The sequence below is a fragment of the Lentzea sp. NPDC060358 genome, from assembly GCF_042725365.1.
Lineage (GTDB): Bacteria > Actinomycetota > Actinomycetes > Mycobacteriales > Pseudonocardiaceae > Lentzea.
This window is the reverse complement of record NZ_JBHXCW010000491.1, coordinates 1-1,162: the sequence shown is the minus strand read 5'-3', so window position 1 is coordinate 1,162 and position 1,162 is coordinate 1. Positions and strand designations below refer to the sequence as shown.

Genomic DNA, 1,162 nt, shown 5'->3' with positions numbered 1-1,162 from the left:
CCACTTCAACTCCTTCGGCGGCCTCTTCCCGAACCCCGCCGTCCTGGCCGCCGCGCTGTCCCGGGAGACCCGGCGCATCCGCCTCAACGCGGGCTCGGTCGTCCTCCCGCTGCACGACCCGATCCGGGTGGCGGAGGAGTGGTCCATGGCGGACAACCTCTCCGGCGGACGCGTCGGCCTCGGTGTCGCGAGCGGCTGGAACGCCAACGACTTCGTCTTCTTCCCCGAGCGCTTCGGACCGCACAAGCAGGAGATGTACGACCGGCTGGAAGAGGTGCGGAGCCTGTGGCGGGGCGAGCCGCTGCGCCGCACCACCGGCGACGGCGAACGGGAGATCCGGCTCTTCCCCCGCCCCGTCCAGACGATGCCGCCGCTCTACACGGCGGTGGTCGGCAACCCCGAGTCGTACGAACGGGCCGCCGCGCACGACCTGGGCATCGTGACCAACCTGATGACCCAGGACATCGACCAGCTCCGGGACAACATCGCCCGCTACCGCCGCGCCCGGGCGCGGCACGGCCTCGACCCGGACGCCGGGCGGGTCGCCGTCCTGCTGCACACCTATCTCGGCGAGGACCACGACACAGCCCGGGCCGAGGCCTTCGCGCCGATGGCCCGCTACATGCAGGCCTCGCTCTCCCTGTTCAGCGGCGTCACCAACAGCCTCGGGGTCACCACCGACCTCGGCTCGCTCAGCGAGGACGACCTGGACGTGGTCTTCCGCCGCGCCTACGGCCGCTACTGCGACCAGCGGGCCCTGATCGGCGAGGTGGACACCGTGCTGCCGGTGGTCGAGGCGGTGACCGACGCGGGCGCGGACGAGATCGTCGCCCTGGTCGACTTCGGCGTCTCCGCGGACCGGCTGCGCGCCGGACTCCCCCGGCTGGACACGCTGCGCCGCCGGCACCAGGAGCGGCGGGCCCCCGACCCGGGCACGCCGCTGTCCCCGGGCCAGGAGCGGATCTGGTTCCTGGAGCGGCTGCTCCCGGGACGCACCGCCTACAACGAGGTGAAGGCCATCCGGCTGCGCGGCCCGCTCGACGCCGGGGCGCTGCGCACCGCGCTGCGCCGCCTCGTCGACCGCCACGAAGGGCTGCGCACCGTCTTCCGGCCGGCGGGCGACTCGGCGGTCCAGCTGGTGCGGGAGGGAGCCGAGCCGGAC

General features: G+C 73.8%; 1 protein-coding gene. It reads left to right on the top strand.

Going from position 1 to position 1,162, the window contains the following annotated elements; all coding sequences use genetic code 11:
- Positions 1 to 1,162: MupA/Atu3671 family FMN-dependent luciferase-like monooxygenase (locus ACFWGZ_RS41110; protein WP_382456993.1), on the top strand; the 1,162-nt coding region annotated here is incomplete at both ends.